Genomic DNA, 22,136 nt, shown 5'->3' on the forward strand with positions numbered 1-22,136 from the left:
TAGTGGTGGGTATACCATAAGCTTTTTATACTAGCTGTAATTTCATTTCAGATTTTAGTATAATGTTTATATTAATAAAGTAGAACGTACTGAGATTACGTTCTACCTCCTTATCTTTATAAGATAAGTTTATAATGTATGTATGACGATGGACTGAAAATGAACAAACAAAGACTATAATTTTATCCAACCGTCACATTTTAAGCTTGACTAAACAACATCTTTTTACCTTAACCTAACCAATTGTATCATGTATAATTTTCTAACCAAAGAAGAAGTATTCCAAAAATTTAAGTCTAGTAACGAACTTCTAAGCGACCTATCTCTTTCTTCTGAAGAAATAACAAAGTACTATGGGTACTTTTTGGCTAAAGATAAAAATGAAATTGAACTAGAAAATAAGCGAAGGGAGGAGGAGCATCGTAAAGAGATGGAGCGGCGTGAACACCTGTTAAAGGTACAACAAGCTGCTTTTGATAAGAAGAAGGTTTTATTTCAGAAAAGGGAAAGGGAGGAAGTTAAACTTCAAAAGGCTCTTCAAGAACTTGAAAAAGCGTTAGCAGGAGGTCTATTAACAGAAGGTATGATCTTAAAGCTCGGGTATGATTTGGAAGAAATCATTAAGGCAAAAGGTTGGAAGAGGATTATTCTAGATGAGGAGAATAGTTACAGAGAAGCAGTTGCAACATTAAAAGCAAATACAAATAACAAAGATTTAAAACATTTATACGCTTATGATGAGAAAGGAAATGTTGTTCTGCCTAATGAAGCCTTGCAACACCTGAATTATTATCAAGATCAATTTAAAAAGATTCCACTTCATCTGGTTAAAAGGAAAGGAGCTAGAAATCATTTTGCGATTACTTGCAATGATTCCTTTATGAAGTCAGAATATTATGAAAGGTATAAAGAAAGTGAAAGTGAATCTCCTTTACATAAAGCGTTGAAATTTGACTTGCTTCGAACGCAGAGACTAGATATACATGGCGAACTATTTTTTTTCGAAAAAGAAGAAATAAAGCAAGAGTACTATTATAAGATTGATGGTAAGCCTATCAGGTTTGATATGGCTATTGTTAGAAGAGGAGAAGAAAAACCATATATAGCCATTGAGTTTGCAGTTACGCATCCAGTAGATTTATCCAAAAAGAAGGCAATTCTAAATGCTAATATATTATTGATTGAAAAGAATTATAAAACAGACGACAAAACAATCCTAACCAATGAAAATTACATCGAAAAGGAAATTCTTAAAAGCATTAGTATCAACGGACAACATTACGATGCTAAATACGGATTTAGAGCTGACACAATTAGAGACGAAGAAGGTAGAATTGAGGAACTTAATAGAGAGGTTGAAAAATACGATAAAGAAAGAAGAGATCTCCTTAAAACCAAAGAGTATGAGGTTGAGCGAATTGAAGAACTCGAAGGAGAAATTGAATATGGACAATTACAGCTTAGAAAAGCGAAAGGTGAGGATGAACAGTATTTGGAGAGTATTAAAAGAAAGAGAAGAGATCTTTGGGAAACCTCTAAAGGAGATGGAACAGTTGAGAGAAAGATTGAAGGATATAGAGGACAATTACACAAAAGAGAAAGAGAATATTCAGAATCAATACAGAAAGGATGTAGAGCTGCTGAAGAAAGAAAGGATGCATTCAATAGAGAAACCAAAGCGATTAGAGAGGGAATTATTGGAGACTTTAAAACAAAAAAAGGGACATATAGACAGTCTCTTACTGAATATAGAGAATCTGAAACAAGAGTTAGAGAAGAGGAAGAAGGATATAGAGAGCAACTTGTTGAGTTATCAGAAGAAGAGAGAGAAAGAACTGACGGAATTGATCAACAATTTAGAGAACGAGAAGAACCATATAAAACAGAAATACAGTTGTTTGGAGAGCGAGAACAGCAACAGTATGAACAGAAATATAGAGAGCTTAAAACAAGAAAATACCAAATTGAACTCTCAAATAACTCAGCTAGAGCTAGAATTAAAAACCTTGAAGGAGCAATCGGGACAGAACGAAGCAAAAAGTCTAAAAGACTTATCCAACAGGAAAGAGAAGCAGGAATTAGAGATGCAAGAATTAATAGACTTAAAGGAGAAATTAAAAGCTTGAGGTTGATATCTGATAAGGGGTGATTTATGATCAATTTATTCTATTTGTAATAGTTGACTAATACTTTTTTTATCTTAAGTCATATATATGAGAGACTTCAATGACAGTATTTAAGTAAGCGTTATAAAAATTGATATTTACTTTAATGGTTATTTTATAAAAAAAAACTAAAATAACCATTAGAATTTTTTTCATTTAAAAATATTAATATTACTTTTATGATATATTAAACTTAAAATTAGAAAAATGAAAAATATCACAATGGCCAAAAATTTAGCTGAACAAAGAATCAAGAGTGATTTAACTCTTGATCAAGTAGCTGATGCCATTGGGAAAACTGCAATTACTGTTAGTAGGTATGAAAGAGGGGAAAGGGTTCCTGATGGCACTGCACTTTTTGAGTTATCCAATCTTTATGGGTGTTCAATGGATTCTTTATTTGAAGATAATAAAGTTAAAATTACAAAAATTGAATACAGAGATGAAAAATCATGTTCTGATGAATTAAACCAAAAAAAGATTGAATATGCTGAAATGAAAATTTCTCAATATGAGGATTTGGAGTTTCTTACTAAACAATATGTGGAGTTCAAAAATCCTATTGAGAATGATAATGTAAAAACAAAAGATGATGTATACACAGTAGTAGAAAAGTTAAGAAAAAAATGGTCATTGGCTAAAAGACCATTAGGTAGTGTAGTGGACTTAATAGAGAGTAAAGGGATTAGAGTAATTATGTTCAAGTATAAAGATAATTTTAATGGTTTTTGTGGTTGGGCTAATGATAAACCAATAATCTTTATTAATAAACAATATGAAGTTACACGTACAAGATTTACCTTATTACATGAATTAGCTCATATTCTAACGAAATTCGATGATGAAATAAAGAATGATAAAAAGCTAATTGAATCCTTATGTGATGAATTTGCATCACAGATGTTAATCTTAAATGATGTTATATATAGTCTGTTTGGGAGGAAAAAGCTATCAAATCTTCAAGGTTTTGAAATTAAGAAGGTTAAAGAGCTTTTTGGTATTTCTTTCGAAGCAATTCTAATAAGATTAGCAAAGCTTAAATTAATTTCTTGGCCTCAAAAGAATTTAATATATGAAAGTGTTGGAGAAGGTGGTTTTGGTAATTATACTCTACATGATGAGATACCTAAAAGGTTCTCAGATTTAGTAGAAACTGCAAGTAAAAGAAATTTATTAACTCCATCTAAATTAGAAGAGTATTTGGATGAAGATTATAAAAAAGACCTTTTAGATAATTTGTTAGCAATGTAAAAATAAAATAATTATAAATATGCATGTTTTTAATAACCCTGTTATATATAATGAACTCAATAAATATGGGGTTATAGATTATTCAGGCTCATCATTTAAAGCACAATTGGTGGATGTTTCTATTAAGCTATTGAACGATGTGAGTACGAAAATTATGTTAAATAAGACAAAGCGTTATGAAACGGTTAGTCTTAGCAGTACTGAAATAGCTTTAGTTCAAGATTTATTGGTTGAGAATAGAGGTAGAGTTAAAGCTCACAATTTGTTTGGTTTAGCATATTGTATAGGTAAACCAAACGTAATTCTAGTTGAAGACATACCAACACTGGTTGAAATCGCTACAAATAGAGGCGTAAATGTTTGTTCTTCTAAAGAAATTATTGATAATCTAAGATTAAGTATGATAGATATTGATTTAGATGAATTGATAAAAAAATGTGCATAAAAAAATCAAGCAGATGATTCTACTTGATTTGGATTTTTTGAAAAATAACCTCAGGCTGGTAACCTGATGGATATAGTTCTTTTTGTTTGGTAGCTTAAAACTATATTATTTTTCAATTCCTTCCAAATTTCGAGTGTTTATTAACACTCTATCGTAGAGTCTTCTGTAAGTTTTTAACAAATAACGTTACAGCAAGACCTTTTTTAATATATCAAATTTCATATTTCCTAATACTCTCAAAATATGGAGTATTAGAAGAGTTTCAGGTAATGTGTTATTACTAAATGTAAACTAATACCCAATATTCTCAGGGTTTAAAATGTGAGATAGAATAAATATGTAATTTTTTTAATATGAAAATTTTTAAAAAAAATGATGAATCCCTACATCAAAACAATGTATGTGATATAGCGGATTTATATAAAAACGATAGAGTTGTAGTATATAAGCCTCAAACCCTTTACAAATTCAAAGTGGATAATGAAATGTATCTTTCTGAATCTGTAGAAGTAAATGTTAGTGAAATTTTTGAATTAGCAGAGGTGAAGGTTGATGATTTTGAGTTGTATCAAATTACCAGGAAAGGAGAAGAATTATTAGAAGCAAGTGAGATTATTGATTTTAGTAAAAGAGGAATTGAAAAATTTCTTTTCAAGAAGAAATGCTTTAAAATTATGATTAATGGAACTTCTAAAGAATGGGCTGAGAATTGTATCTCGTTCGAAGAAGTTGTTGCATTAGCTTTTGGACGTTGTGATACTGGTAATGTGAATAAAGCGTATACGGTAGTTTATACTAACGGTCCTAGAAAGAATAAAGAAGGTTCTATGATCAAAGGGACTAGAGTATTTATCAAAAATAAAATGAGATTTGATGTCACTTCCACAGATAGGTCATAGCAAGGACTTGCAAAGGTTGCAAAATGAAGGATATGAAGTGATTATCATGAATAATGCACATATTATGATTAGTAATATCCCGTATTTGAATAAGGAACTTCAAATCAAGAGAGGTAATTTAATTGCCTCTCTGAATTTGAACGGTGGAGCAGTTCTAAAGCCAGTAAACCATACAGCCCATTTTATTGGAGAATATCCCCATAATAGAGATGGCAGTCCAATGAGAAATATTGTAAATTCTCAAGGTGAATTTAGGGTCAATGGTAGGGTAACAGCTAACTTCTTTTTATCTAGTAAACCTTTACATAAAGGTGGGAAATATGATGATTACTATGACCTTTTTACAACTTATATCAAAATGTTAAGTAGTCCAGCTGAATCGCTAGATAATAAGGTAACAGCAAAATCATTTAACCCTATTTCTAATGATGGAAATGTTGGTCCTTTTGAGTATGTTGATACAAATTCGTGTAGAGCTAACATTTCATTTCTAGAGCAAAAATTTATTAATCAAAATATTGGTATTATTGGCGTCGGAGGTACAGGCTCTTATATTCTAGATTTAGTAGCAAAAACACCAGTAAAAAAAATTTTAATATTTGATGGTGATAATTTTTTGCAACATAATGCATTCAGAAGTCCAGGAGCTCCAACTCTTGAAGAATTAAGAGAGAAGGAAAACAAGGCAATAAGATTTGCTGAGAAGTATTCTAACATGCATAAGAATGTTGTGGCAAATACTGATTTTCTCGTTGAAGACAATCTTAATCAACTTAATGGTTTAACATTTGTTTTTATAGCAATTGATGATAACGAATCAAAAAAGCCAATTATCGGTTATTTGGTTTCTAATAGTATTCCTTTTATTGATGTTGGTATTAGTGTGCGTATGAATGAAGGGCAAGACCTAAGTGGTACACTTAGAACAACACTTGTAACGCCTTCAAAGAAAAACCATATCGATGATAGAATACCATTGGTGAGCGATGATGAAAATGAATATCATACCAATATTCAAATTGCTGATTTGAATATGATTAATGCAGGTCTTGCTGTATTAAAGTGGAAGCAGCATTCATCTTTTTATAAAGACTACGAGAATGCTCACAACTTAATTTTTCAAGTTAATGAATCATTAATGATTAGAGATGAGAAAAGTTAAGTTGAAATTTGTTGAGGAAATACCAGAAGTACTCAATGAGAATATACTTTATATTTCTATGGAATATGCTACAGCCACTCATCTTTGTATGTGTGGTTGTGGTAATAAAGTTGTAACGCCTATATCCTCAAAAGGTTGGTTATTAAGTTATGATGGTGATGGTATTACACTTTCTCCGTCTATTGGTAATTGGAATTTTAAATGTAAATCTCATTATTATATCCGAGATAGTTCTATCCTTTGGTTGAAAGACGACATGAGAAATATAAAGATGTATAAGAAAGATAATCAAATTTTTAAATTTTTAAAAAATATCAAGTTATGGTAAAAGTAAATAGTGAGAGATATGAAGAAGTATTGGAAACTTTAAACGAAAATAATGTTCCATTTGAAACAGTACTAAATGTTACTTATGGTGAAGGTTATTATACATATCATATTGAAGCTGGAATTCCAGTAACGCAAAGGAGTTGTTTAGCTAAACATTATCCAGAAACAAATGAGTTCTTAATTAACGAAGAGTTAATTGATTCATTGATAGAGTAATTAGTTTAAATTTTTAATAGGGAGTTATCATCCTTATACTCCCTATTAATTTAAAATAAATACAGATATTTTTATCCTGTTATTAACTTACTATTTTATTCAAGGAGATGTTCATTATACACTGCCTCTCATTTTGTTAAAATGAATAACTCAGCTTATCCTTATTCTTGGTGAAATATTAAAGTATATAATATTATCCAATATTGTATTCTGTACGACGATTGTTAAAATAATTCATCTTATCTTGTATAAAAATAATGTTACAGAAGAAAAGATAGCTTTAACTAATGAACGTTTTTAAGATCCATCAAGAAGTTGTAGAGAAATATCAGAACTACTTACAGAGCTTTATCCAGATAAAAAATAAAAAAATTAGAGAGACTGTTGAACAACATTTTAAAGAGAAAAAATTTTTACCAGAACCTTTAATTCAATTTAATCCATCTTTTGCAAAAGGGAAGCCTTTAGATCATATCGCTGGAGTTCATCCAGAGCTTAAAACTATATTTGGTAATTACACATTATACCAACATCAAGTAGAGGCCTTAGAAAAAGGACTAAATGGAGAAAGCTTTATTGTAACTTCAGGTACTGGGTCAGGTAAATCTCTAACCTTCTTAGGTACAATCTTTAATGATATACTCCAAAAAAACACTACAAAGAAAGGTGTAAAAGCTATTCTTGTATATCCTATGAATGCTTTGATCAATTCCCAAGAAGAGGAGATCATGAAGTATGAGGTGAATTACTTGAAAAAATATACTTCTGAGGCTGATATTAAACTAATAGAAGGTAATTTAGAAAATGGGGGAGAAAAACCATTATCAGAGTTACTTGAATTATATAGAGAAAAAAGTACTAAAGAATTTCCTGTAACCTATAAAAAATATACTGGTCAAGAAACTCAGAATCAAAAGGATGATTTCTTAGAAAAACCAACAGATATAATTCTAACTAACTATATGATGTTAGAGTTAATCATGTCTCGTAAAAAAGAGAAAGGTCTTAGAGATAGTTTTCAAAATACATTGAAATACTTAGTCTACGATGAATTACATACTTATCGTGGTAGACAGGGAGCTGATGTATCTATGTTGAATAGAAGGCTGAAAGCACTAGTACAAAGAGATATTATTTGTATTGGAACATCGGCAACAATGGCTACTGGAGAAACTATTTCTGAGGTGAAAGAAGGAATTGCAGAAGTAGCTAAGACTCTTTTTGGTACTAAGTTCACAAGTGATCAAATTATAGGAGAGTATTTAGAATACAGTACAAACGTTGAAAATTTTAAAAGAGAAGACTTAATAAATGAGCTTGGTAAATCATTTAATCAAGATATCAATAAAATAAAATCGCTCAGAAAAGATGAAGTAACTGTTGAAGTAGATAATTTCATCAACAATTCATTAGCTATATGGATTGAAAAAAATATTGCATTATCTGATCATGATGAGGTCATCCAAAGAGGAAAACCGATGACATTATCAGATATCGTTAATACTTTATCTTCTGATTTAAACTTAAAATCCAATGATTTACCTGAAAGGGTAAAGCAACTATTAAGATGGGCTGAGGCTTTAAATATGAAACATGTAGAAATGGGAGAACGAAGATCATTTCTTCCATTTAGATTTCATCAATTTATTTCTCAAACAGGTAATATATACTCAACGTTAGGTGACGATAAAACCCGTTATATTACTTTAGAAGATGCCCTTACTTATGAAGATAAACCTCTATTTCCTATCATGTTTAGTAGACACTCAGGGTATGAATTTTTGTGTGTTGAAAAGAATTACAATAATGGGATGTTATTGGGCAGAGACTTCAAGAATTTATCACCAAAAATAAAGCAAGATGATTTAAAAGGGAGTAAAAGTTTAGGGACAAAAAGAAAAGAACTTACTCCAAACCAATTAGTTCAAGGTTATATATTGATTGCTCATGATGATACTGCTTTGGATAAAATCTGGAATGAAGATAAATTAGAATACCTACCTGAGACATGGTTTAAGAAAGATGGTAGAACTCTGACAAATTACCATGAACATTATCTTCCCAAACCTATTTTCTTTGATGAAAATGGAGAATTTTCAGATGATAATTCAAATCTACCTTTTGAAGGTTTATTTATTCCAACTCATTTTACTTTTGACCCTACATGTGACGTGATGTATGAAGGTCAAGCAACTGAAAGAACGAAGTTATCAGGAATAGGTAATGAGGGTAGGTCTTCTGCTACAACTATTATATCTTACAGTATATTAGAAGCTCTTGTAAACGAGAAAATTCCATTACAAGATCAAAAGGTTTTAAGTTTTACTGATAATAGACAAGACGCTTCATTACAAGCTGGACATTTTAATCACTTTTATACATTAGGTCAACTTCGTTCAGCAATATACTCAGCAGTCGATAAATATGGATTAATTGATATTCATTCCATTGCTGACAAAGTATGTGAAATGTTAGGATTAAAAGAAAAAGATTATGCATCAAAACTAAGTAAAATATCAAAAAATGAGAACAGAAGAGTATTAAGCCTTTTTATTTTCTACAAAGTAATAGAAGAACTAAAACTTGGGTGGAGATATACAACACCAAATTTGGAAGGAGCAGGTCTTTTATCTATTGAATATGGAAACCTTCGAGACCATGTAGCTGACGAAGAATTTTATAAGGATAGTGATTGGTTATCAGTCTATAACAAAGAGGATAGATATGATTTTGTCTATCAGATTCTTCAGTTTTTCAGAACATCTTTTGCAGTGTCACATAGGTATTATCAAGATGTTCTTGATATGAATATCAGTCAAATTTTTGATAGACTTAACCCAGATACACCATGGTCAATTAAGAGTAATACAGATATTGATTTACCAAACTTATTGATGTGTGATATTCCTAAGAAAAAGAAGAAGGCAAGTGTTAATTATGATTCAATAAAAAGTATTGGATTTAGATCCCAATTTGGTAAATATCTTAGAAGAAAGTATCAGGAGGCATTTCCTGAAGAACCAAAATTAAGTAAGAATAACTATAATAGTGAGCTTGAGAAATTATTCTCATGTTTAATAAATTATGAGCTTATTGATGCAGTAAGTCTTGCTGATGGTGAGGTTGCTTATTTGATGAATCTTTCAATCATTAATTGGAAAAAGAATGAAGATTCAACCCCATACACTGATAAGATTCGTTTGGTGATGCATTCAGATGACTCAAAGGAAAATCGCCCAAATGAATATTTCAAACAATTCTATCAACAAGACTTCTCTTCTTTTCCAAAAGTATTTAAAGCAGGTGAACATACTGGTCAAATAGCGGCTAAAGATAGACAAGTCGTAGAAGGTGAATTTAGAGAAGGAAAATTATCGGCTCTTTATTGTTCTCCAACTATGGAACTAGGTATCGATATCAAGAACCTCAATATTGTTCATATGAGGAATGTACCTCCTAACCCTGCTAATTATGCACAGCGAGGAGGTCGTGCTGGTAGAGGAGGTCAGACAGCATTGGTATTTACTTATGCATCAAATACTAGTCCTCATGATAGACACTATTTTAAAAATCAAATTGATATGGTGGCAGGAGCTGTAACTGCTCCAAAGATAGATTTGAGCAATGAAGAGTTACTTCAAACACATTTTCACTCAATGATTATGATGGATCTTAATTTTGAGAAAAACCATCAAGATGTTAGAAAAATCGGTCATCTATTAGATGTAGATAATAAAGAATACCTACCTGTACATAAGAACATCCAGGAGAATGTAAAAGCATATATTGAAAATAATATTGCTACTGTTAAGAATGATTTTGAAAAAATATTGGATGAACTAGACTTGAAAAATAGTCAAATAGCAAATTGGTATAGAGAAGATTGGGTAGAGGAGAAAGTAAATCAGTTTGCAACTTCATTTAATCATTCTTTTGATAGATGGCGAGCAATGTTTCAGGCAGCTCAAATATTAGTTGATAAATCTAGAAATGTTATTGATGATCATACTATAAAGGATAGTAGTCAAGAATATAAAGATGCAAAGAGAGATCAGAATTTAGGTGAGAAACAAAGAAATCAATTATTAGGGACTACATACAATAAAGGTGAAAATGAATTTACCTTATACAGGTATTTAGCTGCAGAAGGCTTCTTGCCGGGGTATAACTTTACAAGGTTACCTCTCAGAGCTTATGTAGGAGGAAATAAATCAAATGAGGAGGGAGAATATATCTCAAGACCTAGAATGATTGCATTACAAGAGTTCGGCCCTCAAAGTATGATTTACCATAAAGGGAATAAGTACAAAGTAAATAGGTTAGAGTTACCTAAGTCTGAAATTGAAAAGCATAAAATAAGATTTTCTAAAACTACAGGTTTTGGTTATTTAGACGAATCGGGTAAAGGAGTTGATAATGATCCTATCTCTAATAAAAAATTAGATGATGTAAATCCTAGATTAATTAGCATGGATAATTCAGCTACAACACCGATTGAAAAAATTACAAGTTTCGAGGAGGAACGTCAGCGATTAGGTTATCAGATTGAGCACTTTTTCAGTTGGGATAATAATAAAGGTAATAAGATAATCCATTATCAAAGAGGTGGAGAAAATATAGCCCAATTTACTTATGCACCAGCCGCTAAATTAATTAGTGTGAATACTAGTTGGAGAACATCTAATGAAACTAAGGAGCCTGGATTTATCATTGGTAATAAAGATGGAATTTGGAAAAATAAGGGGCAAGCAGAAAAAGCCGAAGAAGGAACAGTAGAACGAGTAACACCTTTTACAACTGATACTTCTGATATTATCTATATTCAACCCTTAGGAGAATTGATTTCTGATGGTTATGATCATGAGGTTACAGTTATCTCATTGATGACTGCTTTAGAAAGAGGGATACAAAAAGTATTTTCTGTTGAAGAAGGTGAAATTGGTGTATGGACAATGGGTGATAAGAGTAGACCTAATATTTTAATCTATGAAGCCTCCGAAGGTAGTTTAGGTGTATTACATCAAATAATTAAATCTCCTACAATTCTAAATAATGTGATTGAAGAAGCGTATGCTTCATGCTTCTTTGATATTACAACAAGAGAAGAAATACCTTCTGATTCAGGTAAGAAAAGAGAAGATGCGACGTATGATGATCTACTTTCTTATTACAATCAAATGAACCATAAGAAGCTAAGTAGACAAGCCGTAAAACAACCTCTTGAGATGTTGATGGATGGTAACTTAGCCAGTAGTGAACATACTTTACAAGAAGATAGACATAAGGAGCTGTTGGAAGCATACGACAAGAATTCTTATATGGAAAAAAAGCTAATCGATTATTTATTTTTAAATGATTTGAGGTTGCCAGATAAGGCTCAGTTTAATATGGAAGACTTTTATGTAAGTGTCGATTTTGTTTCTCAAATTGACGATCATCCCTATTTGATTTTTGTAGATGGAAGTGTTCATGATAAAGAAAGTGTAAAAGAAGAAGATAAAAAGAAACGTCAACTTTTACAGAACAATGGCTTCACTGTTATCGAATGGAATTATAAAGAGAAAGTAGAAGATTTTGTGAAAAAGTATTCTTACGTATTCCCTTCATTAAGAAAATAACGTCAACTGCTTTTAGGTATTTGACAGACTAAAGAAATTATAAAAGACATCTTATTATGTCCACTAAAAATTTACCAGGAAATCTAATTAAGTTCAGAGGTAGAACTTGGGTAATTCTACCTCAAGAGAATGAAGATATATTTTTATTAAAGCCACTTGGAGGTTCTGAGGAAGAAATAACCGCAGTTTATAAACCACTGTTAAAAATTGAAGGAGGCTTTAAGGAAGCTCACTTTCAAGAACCTACCGTAGAGGATATAGATAACTTTGAAACAGCTCAACTTTTATTCCATGCAACAAGGCTTTCATTTAGAAATGCTGGAGGTCCTTTCCGTTGTATGGGTAAACTTTCATTTAGACCAAGGTCATATCAAGTAGTGCCTTTGGTGATGGCCCTAAAACAACAAATTACAAGATTGTTGATTGCTGACGATGTTGGTATTGGTAAAACAGTGGAAGCACTGATGATTCTTAGAGAAAGAATTGAGAGAGGTGATGTATCTCGATTTGCAGTAATTTGCCCACCACACCTTTGCGAACAGTGGAAAAAAGAGCTTAAAGATAAATTAGATATAGATGCAGATATCATACGTTCAAGTACAGCATCAGCTATTGATCGTAAGATTTCTACAGACCAATCTGTATTTGCAGCTTTGCCTTATCAAGTTATCTCCATAGATTATATTAAATCAGAGAGAAGAAGAAGGCAATTTTTAAATGATTGTCCTGACTTTGTAATAGTTGATGAAGCACACACTTGTACATTACCTTCAGGTGCAACTTCAAATACACAACAATTACGCTATCATTTACTAAATGATATATCTAAAGAACTTCAAAGACATCTATTATTACTTACTGCAACACCTCATTCAGGTAAAAATGATGAATTCTCTGCTTTATTAGGGTTATTAAACCCTGAGCTAGAAAAAGTAGATTTAGAGAATGCGACTCCAAAGCAGAGAGAATTAATCTCAAGGTACTTTATTCAAAGGAAAAGAGAGAATATTGAAAGATGGTTAAAGGATAAAGAAAAGTTTCCTTTTCCAAAAAGAGATAGTAAAGAATTAGACTATGAACTATCCCCTTCTTATCAGGAGGTTTATATGTTAACTAGAGCGTTGGCAAAGCAGTTGACAACAACTAATGGAAAAAGAAATCAATATTGGGCAGCTTTATCATTACTTAGAGGAATTATGTCTAGTCCTGATGCAGGAATAGAAATGGTGAGGAATAGGATGAAGAAGAAAAAAGCCATTATTGAGATTGAAGAGGAGGAGACCATAGGACAAAAGTTAAGTGCTAATTCTGATAATATTGAGTCATTAGACGGTTTAGAATTTTCATCACAAGAAATGAAAACCTTGTCTAAAATTCATGACTTATTGATTGATGTAAAGAAAAAAGGCGGGGATAAAAAAGTATTAAAGACTGGAGATTTGGTAAAAGGTTGGTTAAAGCAAAAGTATTCACCAATCATCTTTTGTAGATATATTTCTACTGCTAAATATTTACAGGAAGCATTAGCTCCATTACTTCCTTCAAATGTACATTTAGAAGCGGTGACATCTGAGCTTTCTGATGAACAAAGAAAGGAAAGAATCGATATAATTGGTAAGGCGAAAAAGAAGGTGTTGATTGCCACAGATTGTTTATCTGAAGGAATTAACTTACAAGATAACTTTGATGCTGTTTTACATTATGATTTACCTTGGAACCCCAACCGTTTAGAGCAAAGAGATGGTCGTGTAGATCGTTTTGGACAAACAAAAGAGGAAGTGAAATCTTACGTTTTATGGGGATCTGATAACCCAATGGATAAGATTGTATTAACTGTTCTTTTAAAGAAGGTAAGAGATATCCAACGTACAACAGGGGTATCTGTTTCTCTAGGTGAAGAGAACCTTTCTATAATGGATGAGATCTTAAAAGAAGTATTAGAAGAGACCAATGTTAACCAAGGGAAACAGTTGAGTCTAGACTTAACTGTAAATGGTAAAGCATTAGAGCAAAGGTTTTCCAATGAGATAAGTCAGATAAAAAGTAAGGCAGAAAAATTGAGGTCAATCTTTGCTCATGAAAGGGTAAAGCTTTCGGAAATAGAGACACTATTAAAAGAAGTTGATGAGGCTATTGGTGATGTACATTCTGTAGAGAACTTTGTGATTTCTGCACTAAAACATTTTGGTACAATTACACATAAAGAAGAAGACCATTATCTGATTGTTGCTGATACTTTACCGATTAAGCTCAAAGTATTCTTTCCAAGTGATTTAAAGCAGATTCCTATGTCTTTTGTTTCTCCTACTCCAAGAGCACAAATTTACATAGGCAGAAATCATCGTTTTGTAGAGCAATTATGCCAGATGGTAATGAATGCTGCTTTTGAAAAAGAAACTTCTTTAGAGAAAGTTGCTAGGGTGGCATCCATACGTACCACTGCAGTGAAACAACTAACGGTTTTAATTCAGTTTAGGGTGCGTAATGTAATTCGTGAAAAAAGCAGAAGGAATGAGTTAATTGCTGAAGAATTGTTTCTATGGGGTTATGAAGGCTTAGATCCTACAGTTTCTAAAAAGACTTTATCTTATAACGAAGTAAAGAAACTATTATTGGATGCAGTTCCTCAAGGTGATATGCCTCTAGAACAAAGAAAACATAACATTCAAGAGCAGTTAAATAATTTTGAAGAGATAAAAGGAGAGTTTATAAAATTAGCAGAAGAGAGAGCTGAAAACTTAGTTGGAGCTCAGAGTAGCTATAAAACATTAGTAGGAGGTTCAGATTTTAAAGCAGTCTATCCGGTATTACCTCCCGAAGTTATTGGGGTATATGTATTACAACCAGTAGCTAAAAAACTTTTCTAACCCTTATCACAATAGTTTATGAATTATTCAGGGATTCAAATTCAAGGAAATATCATCTCGGGAGAGATTTTAGATAAAATACAATTAGCAGAGGATTACAAGTTTCAAAAACCTAAAGATTTTGGCTTTAAAAGTTCAGAAGATTTAAGGGATGAAATCGGTATTGCATGGCATGACATTAGACAACTTTATGAACGTTTTCATCAGAAGATTGAAAATGCAAGAGCTTCTGATGATGGAAAAAAAGCTACTGACTTATGGATAAGGAATTTTCTTGATTATTTAGGCTACGAAATAAAAGATGCAAACCCTCAAGTAATCAATGATAAGACTTACAATATCTCTCACAAAGCAAAAAATGACTGTAATGTACCTATACATATTGTTGGGGCAAAGCTAATTGAAGGAGAAATTGTATTGTTAGATCAAACTCTTGAAAGAGGCCAACGTACTCCTCATAACTTGTTGCAAGAGTATCTAAACAATACAGAGAATCTATATGGTATTGTAACGAATGGTTATCAGCTTAGATTACTAAGAGATGCAACAAGGTTGACAAAGCTTACCTATTTAGAGTTTGATTTAAAGAAGATTATTGAAGATGAACTCTACTTAGAGTTTGTTCTTTTATATAGAATTCTTCATAAGACAAGAGCACCTAAAAGCATTGAAGATAATGAATCTTCTTACTGGGAAGTTTTCCATGCCGATGCTTTAAGTTCTGGATCAAGAATAAGAGAAAAGTTATCATCAGCAGTTGAAAAATCTATTATTCAATTAGCCAATGGCTTTTTACAACATCCAGAGAATTTGGCATTAAAGAATCAAGTTGATAATTATGTCAATTCGGAAGATGCTGTATATAGAAGCCAACAACAAACGGAGTTTTATCATAACCTTTTAAGAATAGTATATCGACTCTTGTTCTTGATGGTGACAGAAGAAAGAGATTTAATATTCCCTTCTCATGAAAATAAATCGTGGGATAAAAGGATTCAAAAAAAGAAGAAAATCTACTATGATTATTATTCTGTATCAAGGATTAAAAAGTTAGTAGAGAAAAAGCATTTTATAGAGAAACGACCTCATGATTTATGGGAATCTTTAAAGATGTGTTTTGCTATTTTTGAAAAGCAAGAAGTAGCAGAGGAGTTTGGTCTAAATGCTTTAGCTTCTGGATTATTTTCAACTGATGCTTTAGGAACATTGTATGATGTAAAATTATCCAATGAGGTATTTTTAGAAGTGTTGGCCAACCTTTCTTATTTTCAGAATGAGAAAAAACAATTGACTAGAGTCAACTTTACAGATCTTGATGTAGAAGAATTTGGTTCTATGTATGAGGGCTTATTAGAATATCAACCTGTTATTAAAGTTGAAGGTAATAAATATAAATTTCAATTTGAGAAAAGTGAAGAAAGATCATCTTCAGGCTCTCATTATACACCGGAGGAGCTTGTAAGACCGCTTATTAATCACTCTTTGAAATATCAGGTAGAGGATAGGTTAAAAGATCCTGATCAATTTATTTCAACAACTAAGGAGCTAAATCATCTTAAAAAACAGGAGATGGCTTTATTAGGATTAAGAGTGTGTGATGTTGCATGTGGTTCGGGGCATATTTTACTTTCAGCGGCAAGGTATATTGCCTTTGAATTGGCTGTAGTTCGTACCGATCAAGAACAACCTAACAATGAAGCAATTCGATTAGCTACTCGTGATGTGATTAAGAATTGTATTTATGGAGTGGACTTAAATCCATTAGCGGTCGAATTATGTAAAGTAGCTTTATGGTTAGAGGCACATAACCCGAATGAACCTTTAAACTTCTTAGATCACCATATAAAATGTGGTAATGCCATTGTAGGTTTGGCACATATGGAAGAGTTGAATAAGGGGATAGCAAATGAAGCCTTCAAAAAACTGGCAGGAGATACGCCTATTGCTTCAGAGTTTTCTAAAAGAAATAAAGCAGAGAGAAAGTTATTTGAGGAAGAGATAAAATCTGTTGGTCATCAAAAAACACTTGATAATCAAAAGTCATTAGAAGATAGTATTAAGCTAGTAACTGCTGAATTTAGAAAGTTTGGTAATATGCCTGAAACTACTTCTGGAGAGATCAAACAGAAAGCAGAAGCATATAAAAAGTTAGAAAAGGGTGTACATTGGTTTAGATTAAAGCAGTTGGCAGATATGCAAATTGCTCAATTCTTTATACCTAAAAATGAAACAACAAGAGACCAATTAGTCACTCAAAAAAGTTATCAATCATTTCTTAAAACAGGTGCTCAAATTACAGGGAGAGGCCCTGCAAAAGCATCAGCTATTGCAGAAGAGAAGAAGTTTTTTCATTGGTTTTTAGAATTCCCTCAGATAATGTCTAAAGGTGGTTTTGATTGTATTTTGGGGAATCCTCCTTTCTTGGGTGGACAGAAATTAAGTAGTTCTTTTGGTGATGATTTTCTCGGATTCATAAAATATTATTATGCTCCAATTGGTAGTGTTGATCTAGTTACCTACTTCTTTAGGAGAGATTTTGAAATTATTAAAAGAGGTGGTTTTCAATCATTAATTTCTACTAATACAGTTGCTCAAGGAAGTGCAAGAGAAGGAGGATTAGCTGTCATTGAAGAAAGAGGTGGTACGATTAATCATGCTGTCCGTTCAATGAAATGGCCTGGTATTGCAGTAGTTGAAGTAGCTTTGGTAACTGTTCATAAAGGAGATTGGTTAAGAAAATATACTTTAGATAATAGAGAAGTAGATTTAATTAATTCTTATCTAGACGATCAAGAAGATTTAGGTGACCCTTATGTCTTAATTCGAAATCAAGACATAAGTTTTCAAGGTTCAATAGTGTTAGGGAAAGGGTTTGTTCTAGAACCACAAGAAGCACAAAATCTAATTGATAAAGACCCCAAAAATAAAGAAGTTTTATTTCCTTATTTGAATGGGCAAGACTTAAATAATAATATCGATCAATCATCAAGTCGTTGGGTAATAAACTTCTTTGATTGGGATGAGGAAAAAGCCAAACTATATCCTGATTTATATCAAATCATCAAGCAAAAAGTAAAACCAGAAAGGGATAAACTTAGGGATAATCCTGATGGCCGAAGAAGAAAAAAAAATTGGTGGTTATATGGAAGAAATCCAATAAAGTTATATAAAACTATAAAACCTTTAGAAAGAGTATTAGTAGTTGCTCAAGTTAGTAAAACTGTTGCATTTACTTATGTACCTGCAAATCAAGTGATTTCAATGATGTGTATTGTAATAGCAGAGGAAAAAGGTATAAGTTTTCCTTTATTACAATCTAGTTTTCATAAAGATTGGGTACAAAAGTATGGCTCAGCATTAAAAAATGATACTAGGTATACACCTTCAGATGTTTATGAAAATTTTCCTTATCCAGAGATTAAAGGAGAAGATTATAATAAATTAGAACAGCTAGGAGAAGATTATTATAACAAGAGATCAAGGTTTATGCTTAGTTTTGGATTAGGTTTAACCAAAACATATAATCAATTTCATAATAAAGATCTACAGTTAGAAGTAGTGAATCAAAAAAAGAAAGACTTCGAAAAAGTATATGGTAAAGAAACATGGAACCTCTACAATCACCTAGAAAATAAAAAAGAAGGAAAAGTAAGTTATCAAGAAGCTGTGGCTTTAATAGAAGAACTCCGTCAATTGCATGTGCATATGGATCAAGCGGTATTAGAAGCCTATGGTTGGAGAGATATCCAACCTCGACATGATTTCTATGAGGTAGAATATTTACCTGAGAATGATAGAGTGCGTTATACTATACACCCTGATGCAAGAAAAGAAGTACTTAAAAGGCTTTTATTGTTAAATCATGAAATTCATGAGAAGGAAGTAGCAGAAGGATTAGTAAAAGGAGCAAAACCTAAAAAAACAGAAGCCAAAAAGAAAACCCCTAAGAAGAAAGCTCCTTCAAAGTCACCTTCTCAACAGACTTCAATGTTTGGTGGAACTTCACAACCTCAAACTTCTTTATTTGAAAAGAAACCAACTGAGATAAGTATCAATACGAAATTTTCTATTCAAAAAGAAGATCAATCTCCGATGAAATACCAAATGGTACAAACTGCTGTAAAAGGAGAGATAAAAGATGGATACAGACAAATAGATATTCAATCTGCACTAGGACAAAAAGTTTTTAATAGGCCAGTCGGCTTTACCTTTGACTTTGGTGGAGAATGGAAGATTGTGAGTATTGATGGGTGAGATTTTTAAACTAAACTAAAAACAAATTTATGACTAATGTAAACAACGGAGCATTTACTTTTTTAGGGCAGAATATTCAAATAGATCCTTCTTGGGATAATGTTTTCAATAATAATATAACTCTCTTAAAAGATGCTGAAGATGAGTTATTAAAATTAAATAAAAGCAATAAAATATTTTATCCTTATGACCCTAAAAATATTTTCAAAGTATTTTCAATGTCATTAAAGAGTATTAAAGTGGTTTTAATTGGACAAGATCCATATTATGATTCTGACATAGCAACAGGGTTAGCCTTTGATATTGATGAGCCTGATGAATGGGGTACTGATGTTCCCCCTTCATTAACAAATATCGCTAGAGAGCTTTATTATATTCAAAATAATAAATCAATTGATACTAGTTCATTGAGAGAGAAAATTAGTGAAAGTGATTTTATAATATCGTCACCAAATAAAATATGTAAAAAATGGAGAGATAATGGAGTTTTTTTAATAAACACTGCTCTTACAGTAAAAAAAATATAAAGGAAAGTCATTTAGATTTATGGAAAGATTTTATTGAGGGAATTCTTCTAGAAATAAGTATTCAAAGTTTTAGTATTGATTGGTTATTATGGGGGGTGAAAGCTAAAAATTTTGAACACATTTTGGTACAGCATGGAAAGAATAATAATTTTTATTGTTCCGCTCATCCTTCACCTTTTAGTTATAATCAGTTTAAAACTAAATCTGGAATAGACAAAATTAACAATCACCAAAATATATTCTATTAAACTAAAAATGTTTACAAAATAATTTTTTTTAAGAATCAATACACTTAGTAGAATAGGTGTATTATTTCATAATTGTGAGAGAATCATTTTGTATATGAATCAAATATTTTACATGTACTTAAAGACCTATAAATATGAAAACTATCCTTAAATCAATTCAATCATTGAAAAAGAATGAATGGTTTTATTATAATCAAACTTCAAGAAATAAGCTGAAAAATCCATTTATTAATGATGAGAATAATCAAATATTACATATAAATTTCATAAAAGATTTTTTTAAAAGTGGCGGTAAATCGAGAATATTAAATGATATAGGCTTTAAAGACATTAATGGAAATGGTTATATCAAACATACTAACTCAGTTTATTTTCTAGGTATTTTAATTTTTAATAAATGGAAATGTAATCTAGATAGAAATGAGTTCATTCTAGGTCTTAATGAAAGAGAGGGTTATGATATCAACCGTTTTCAATTTATGTGGTTTTTGTCAACTTTATTTCATGATTTGTATTATAAATACGAAGAAGTAGTAGAGGAAATTGAAAGATTAAAAAAACAAAACATATCTACTTATTCTGAATTAGAAAGGCATTTTTATTTAGAATATACAGAAGAAAGAGATTTTAATGAAAATCCTATCCCTCAAATACTTTCAGATAATATTTCTAACTATGTTGAATGGAAACTAGCAAAATTGGGAAAGTATGATCATGGTATAATTGCAGGAATGAAATTATATGATGAGCTTAAAAAGAATCGTACTGAAATTTATCAAAACAGATTTGAGAATTCAGGTCTAAACTGGGAGCCAGAACTTGATATACAATACTATTATTGTGCTCAAATTATTAAAGCACATAATATTTGGTTTAATCCAAAAAAAAACCAAGACTACTCGCATTATGGAATGGAGGACTTAGAAACTAACCCTAGTATTAAATTTCAAGAATATCCATTTTATTATCTTTTTTGTGTTATAGATTCAATTGACCCTGTAAAAGCTATAAGGGATGAAATACCTAAAGTTAATGATATTTTAGATTCAATTTTTATTGAAATATCAAAAGATGGCCTAATCCTGAAAAATAATAAACTAGAAGAAACTCAATTTGAATTAATAAAAAATAAATGTTTTGGATTGAAAGAATGGTTAGACATAAAGGTGAGTGAAAAAGAAAATTCAATCAATATTTCAATACCAAAATTATAAGAATACTCTAGAACTAAACTAAAATAACAAATGAATTCACATCAGTTTTTTCATGATAATTCCTTTAAAAAGAAAGGAGTCGAATACTATACATGCCCTATTTGTGGGGATGACTTTACAGAAAGTGATTTGAAAAAAAGCAAGACAAAAAATCATTTATCTGAAGAACATGTGCCACAGAATGCATTAGGAGGTAAGGTAATTGTTTTAACATGTAAGGATTGTAATAATGATTATGGTCAGAATGTAGATCACCATTTAGTGAATGGATTTAAGTTTGAAAATTATTTTAAATTTAAGCAAGGAGAAAAGTATGCACGACAAATTAATAATGGAGGTGTTATAGTTAATGCTGAAGTTGAATTAATCAAAGAAGATACTCTTGATGTTAAGATTTACGACAGTAAAAAGAAAAGATTTAATCCTCCTTCAACAATAAAAAACTTTACTTCAACAACATCCCAAGGGCAAACTCAATATTTAGTAACCCCTGAGAAAAACTTCGATGATGATAAAGCCGATATAGCAATCTTAAAAAATGCTTATTTAATGTTATTCGAGAAAATTGGAAGAAAGGTGATTCAATCAAGGTCTTATACAAGTGTGAGAAGACAATTGAATAATTATCATGTTAGAACATTTCCAAAGCATTTTGTGAAAAAAGCTAAGATTTTTAATATGGATGTAGAAAATGGAGTTTATCAAGTAAGATTAGGATCAGTGAGAGCGTATATGTGTGTATTTGAGCTAGAATCTGATGGGAACATTGAAAAATATTTGACATTTTTACCTACCGAAACTTCACAACAGCCTTTTAAAATATATGAGCTTTTGAAAAAGCAGGAAAAAGGAGATTCTCTTAAAGTACAAAGGAAGTTATAAATTTAAATTAAAGTAGTAAGAATAATACTTCACTGAAAATAAGTTATTAAAGATAAAG

13 protein-coding genes are annotated in these 22,136 nt (G+C 31.2%); all 13 read left to right on the plus strand.

Features of this window, described 5'->3' with window-relative positions:
- Positions 1 to 250: 250 nt before the first annotated feature.
- The 13 genes from IC221_RS17615 to IC221_RS17675 all read left to right on the plus strand — a co-directional run bounded on the left by IC221_RS17615 (position 251) and on the right by IC221_RS17675 (position 22,078).
- Positions 251 to 2,149 (plus strand): hypothetical protein, encoded by a 1,899-nt coding sequence (locus tag IC221_RS17615; protein ID WP_188170233.1) that lies wholly within the window; start codon positions 251 to 253, stop codon positions 2,147 to 2,149.
- 223 nt (positions 2,150 to 2,372) lie between these two features.
- A complete protein-coding gene (locus IC221_RS17620) occupies positions 2,373 to 3,416 on the plus strand; it encodes a helix-turn-helix domain-containing protein (protein WP_188170234.1) in 1,044 nt (347 codons plus the stop codon).
- Positions 3,417 to 3,435: 19 nt separating this feature from the next.
- On the plus strand, positions 3,436 to 3,861 hold the full coding sequence (locus IC221_RS17625) for a hypothetical protein (RefSeq protein WP_188170235.1): 426 nt from the start codon (positions 3,436 to 3,438) through the stop codon (positions 3,859 to 3,861).
- Positions 3,862 to 4,214: 353 nt separating this feature from the next.
- Positions 4,215 to 4,760 (plus strand): multiubiquitin domain-containing protein, encoded by a 546-nt coding sequence (locus IC221_RS17630; RefSeq protein WP_188170236.1) that lies wholly within the window; start codon positions 4,215 to 4,217, stop codon positions 4,758 to 4,760.
- Positions 4,735 to 5,922: a ThiF family adenylyltransferase gene (locus IC221_RS17635; RefSeq protein ID WP_188170237.1), complete on the plus strand. Its 1,188-nt coding sequence runs from the start codon at positions 4,735 to 4,737 to the stop codon at positions 5,920 to 5,922. Before IC221_RS17630 ends, IC221_RS17635 begins: the two co-directional genes overlap by 26 nt.
- On the plus strand, positions 5,909 to 6,250 hold the full coding sequence (locus tag IC221_RS17640; RefSeq protein ID WP_188170238.1) for a DUF6527 family protein: 342 nt from the start codon (positions 5,909 to 5,911) through the stop codon (positions 6,248 to 6,250). The genes IC221_RS17635 and IC221_RS17640 overlap by 14 nt, the downstream gene beginning before the upstream one ends.
- On the plus strand, positions 6,244 to 6,468 hold the full coding sequence (locus IC221_RS17645; RefSeq protein WP_188170239.1) for a hypothetical protein: 225 nt from the start codon (positions 6,244 to 6,246) through the stop codon (positions 6,466 to 6,468). Before IC221_RS17640 ends, IC221_RS17645 begins: the two co-directional genes overlap by 7 nt.
- A 287-nt stretch (positions 6,469 to 6,755) precedes the next feature.
- Positions 6,756 to 12,086 (plus strand): DEAD/DEAH box helicase, encoded by a 5,331-nt coding sequence (locus IC221_RS17650; protein WP_188170240.1) that lies wholly within the window; start codon positions 6,756 to 6,758, stop codon positions 12,084 to 12,086.
- A gap of 56 nt (positions 12,087 to 12,142) precedes the next feature.
- Positions 12,143 to 14,953 (plus strand): helicase-related protein, encoded by a 2,811-nt coding sequence (locus IC221_RS17655; protein WP_188170241.1) that lies wholly within the window; start codon positions 12,143 to 12,145, stop codon positions 14,951 to 14,953.
- Between the two features lie 18 nt (positions 14,954 to 14,971).
- Positions 14,972 to 19,207 carry a DNA methyltransferase gene (locus IC221_RS17660; protein WP_188170242.1) on the plus strand — a complete coding sequence of 1,412 codons (4,236 nt, stop codon included), beginning with the start codon at positions 14,972 to 14,974 and terminating at the stop codon, positions 19,205 to 19,207.
- 29 nt (positions 19,208 to 19,236) lie between these two features.
- Positions 19,237 to 19,734, plus strand: coding sequence for a hypothetical protein (locus tag IC221_RS17665; RefSeq protein WP_188170243.1), 498 nt, complete (start codon positions 19,237 to 19,239; stop codon positions 19,732 to 19,734).
- Positions 19,735 to 20,116: 382 nt separating this feature from the next.
- Positions 20,117 to 21,196, plus strand: a complete 1,080-nt coding sequence (locus IC221_RS17670) for a hypothetical protein (protein WP_188170244.1) — start codon at positions 20,117 to 20,119, stop codon at positions 21,194 to 21,196.
- Positions 21,197 to 21,325: 129 nt separating this feature from the next.
- Positions 21,326 to 22,078, plus strand: a complete 753-nt coding sequence (locus tag IC221_RS17675; RefSeq protein ID WP_188170245.1) for an HNH endonuclease — start codon at positions 21,326 to 21,328, stop codon at positions 22,076 to 22,078.
- Positions 22,079 to 22,136: the final 58 nt, after the last annotated feature.

The sequence above is a fragment of the Flammeovirga sp. EKP202 genome, from assembly GCF_014534745.1.
Lineage (GTDB): Bacteria > Bacteroidota > Bacteroidia > Cytophagales > Flammeovirgaceae > Flammeovirga.

Excerpts from the sequence above, each read along its gene's own strand:
- IC221_RS17650 (WP_188170240.1), top strand. The coding sequence starts at position 6,756 with ATGAACGTTTTTAAGATCCATCAAGAAGTTGTAGAGAAATATCAGAAC.
- IC221_RS17660 (WP_188170242.1), top strand. The coding sequence starts at position 14,972 with ATGAATTATTCAGGGATTCAAATTCAAGGAAATATCATCTCGGGAGAG.
- IC221_RS17625 (WP_188170235.1), top strand. The coding sequence starts at position 3,436 with ATGCATGTTTTTAATAACCCTGTTATATATAATGAACTCAATAAATAT.
- IC221_RS17620 (WP_188170234.1), top strand. The coding sequence starts at position 2,373 with ATGAAAAATATCACAATGGCCAAAAATTTAGCTGAACAAAGAATCAAG.
- IC221_RS17665 (WP_188170243.1), top strand. The coding sequence starts at position 19,237 with ATGACTAATGTAAACAACGGAGCATTTACTTTTTTAGGGCAGAATATT.
- IC221_RS17640 (WP_188170238.1), top strand. The coding sequence starts at position 5,909 with ATGAGAAAAGTTAAGTTGAAATTTGTTGAGGAAATACCAGAAGTACTC.
- IC221_RS17630 (WP_188170236.1), top strand. The coding sequence starts at position 4,215 with ATGAAAATTTTTAAAAAAAATGATGAATCCCTACATCAAAACAATGTA.
- IC221_RS17635 (WP_188170237.1), top strand. The coding sequence starts at position 4,735 with ATGTCACTTCCACAGATAGGTCATAGCAAGGACTTGCAAAGGTTGCAA.
- IC221_RS17655 (WP_188170241.1), top strand. The coding sequence starts at position 12,143 with ATGTCCACTAAAAATTTACCAGGAAATCTAATTAAGTTCAGAGGTAGA.
- IC221_RS17645 (WP_188170239.1), top strand. The coding sequence starts at position 6,244 with ATGGTAAAAGTAAATAGTGAGAGATATGAAGAAGTATTGGAAACTTTA.
- IC221_RS17615 (WP_188170233.1), top strand. The coding sequence starts at position 251 with ATGTATAATTTTCTAACCAAAGAAGAAGTATTCCAAAAATTTAAGTCT.
- IC221_RS17670 (WP_188170244.1), top strand. The coding sequence starts at position 20,117 with ATGAAAACTATCCTTAAATCAATTCAATCATTGAAAAAGAATGAATGG.